Below are 1868 nucleotides of genomic sequence, written 5' to 3'. Positions count from 1 at the left end.
AGATGAAATAATAAAAAGTATGCCCAAGCTCTCGGAATCAAATAATTTTTATATTAGCGAGTTTATATGTGATCAACCAAACAGATCAATGAGGTAAATTTTATATCGGCAATCGATTAAATTTAGAAAGGAGATACTATGAAATTTAAAATTTTGAAACCGAATAAACCAGATGATTGGAGTTTTAACGATGATGAAGAACTTTATAAGGCTTTAGGATTTGATTGCTGGGATGATCCGTTTATTCGCATATTAGCTAAAATTCCGGGTGCCAGGAAAAAAGATATTTTAGATTACTTTGCGTATAGGATTTTTTGCCTATGCGAATGGTTTGAATTAGATTCAATGATTGCGGATGATTACGACTATATGCTACCACCATATGAAGATAAGCCAGAAATTTCAGCCTATCCTACATATGCGGGAGAATATTTCGGAGTAATGGGGCAGCTATTTTTAGGGAGTATGATAGACTTCGGCATAGAGGGCGGAAATCTAAGAGAGAAAGGAACTAACTTTAATACAAATTTATCGAAAATCGATTTAGGTATGTCGCTTTATGAGAAGTGGATCTATTTTAGAGATAATTTCTTTTTTGGATATAAATTTTTAGAGGAGGATAACATAACTCCCCAAGCAGAGATAACTTGGAAGAATCCCGATACCTGGAGCAGATTTAGCCATTGGATATGTATGACTAAGGCGGGCAAAGAGTATCGTGATAAAATTTTAAAGCCGAGGCTTTATGAAAAGTATAAGGATGTGGTTATAGAGGTGTGAGGGCGAATACAGCATTGATGGCCAAAATAGATATTTTATTAAATTTGATAAATTTTGCTAACGATATGCTTAATGAAAGTATGCATCCGACAACAAGCTGCAGCCTAATAGGTACCGCGCCTATGAACCGTTATTCTACTGATGACAACTATCTCAAAAAGCCTGTAGGAATAAAAAATGAGCGCTAGAATAGGTTTAATACTTTTGGGCGCATTTTTTGTATTTGAAAGTATTCTTGGCTGCTTTAGCGGAAAGATGTATTTTAAATACCAAGGCTGGAGCGCAGTTGATCTGGTCTATATTATCAAGATTTTTATCACCGGCTTATTATTTGTTTCTGCAGGAATTTTCATAAACAAAAAAATAGGTAGAGTGATTAATGCTTTGATAGGCTTAAATCTTTTAATAATATCTATAGAAATTTTTACAACGCAAGATCCCGCAGGAATACAAAACAAAATCGGATATCCTTTTCTTATCTCGGGATTTTTGGTTTTACTTATTAGTATCTCGTTTTTTTACCTCGCCTTCCGCTCTGAAAAGAGCATAAAAAGATACCCGCAATATATGTGGTGTAAGGACTGCTTTAAATTTTACCTGTACGAGGATGTCAAAGATACCGATCAAATTTGCCCGGACTGCGGCAAAAAGCTTACTGAGTATAATGACGGCGACTACTGGAAAAGAAACGCTCCTCATCAAGGCGCTAAAACTCCGAAGATCAAAAAGCGTAAATTTAAAAAGCGATGAAATTTTGATTTGTTATACGAGGAATATATAAAAATGCTAAATAGAATTTTCGCACTAATCGGCTTTTTTGCTTTTTTCGCATGGGGACTGGCGGCCGCTTTATTGGGGAAAGTCGATATAAAACTCGGCTTTATGGCATCTGTAAAGCTTGAAAGCGCGTATCTGCGTATCATCATAGGAATTTTATGCTTTGCGACGTGCGCTTTCTTTTTATATCTCGCATTTCGCCCTGAAAAAAGCGTAAAGTATTATCCTAAATTTATGCGCTGCAAAGGGTGTCTTAAATTTTATAATTTCTCGGACGTTAAAGATAGGGGCGTTTGCCCTAAGTGCGGAGG

2 protein-coding genes and 1 pseudogene are annotated in these 1868 nt (G+C 35.9%); all 3 read left to right on the top strand.

The window, feature by feature from the left end:
• The first annotated feature begins 138 nt into the window (after nucleotides 1-138).
• Complete coding sequence (locus Q0256_RS00470; RefSeq protein WP_297959025.1) at nucleotides 139-780, top strand: hypothetical protein; 642 nt, start codon at nucleotides 139-141, stop codon at nucleotides 778-780.
• Between the two features lie 177 nt (nucleotides 781-957).
• Entirely contained in the window at nucleotides 958-1530 is a 573-nt protein-coding gene (locus tag Q0256_RS00465; RefSeq protein ID WP_297959023.1) for a hypothetical protein, read from the top strand.
• A gap of 102 nt (nucleotides 1531-1632) precedes the next feature.
• A pseudogene (locus Q0256_RS00460) lies at nucleotides 1633-1868 on the top strand (hypothetical protein); the annotation flags it as partial.

It is taken from the genome of uncultured Campylobacter sp., assembly GCF_937949835.1.
GTDB lineage: Bacteria > Campylobacterota > Campylobacteria > Campylobacterales > Campylobacteraceae > Campylobacter_B.
The sequence above is the reverse complement of the archived record's forward strand: the minus strand, read 5'-3'. Positions and strand labels throughout refer to the sequence as shown.

Coding starts and splice junctions, on each gene's coding strand:
- Q0256_RS00465 (WP_297959023.1), top strand. CDS start 958: ATGAGCGCTAGAATAGGTTTAATACTTTTGGGCGCATTTTTTGTATTT.
- Q0256_RS00470 (WP_297959025.1), top strand. CDS start 139: ATGAAATTTAAAATTTTGAAACCGAATAAACCAGATGATTGGAGTTTT.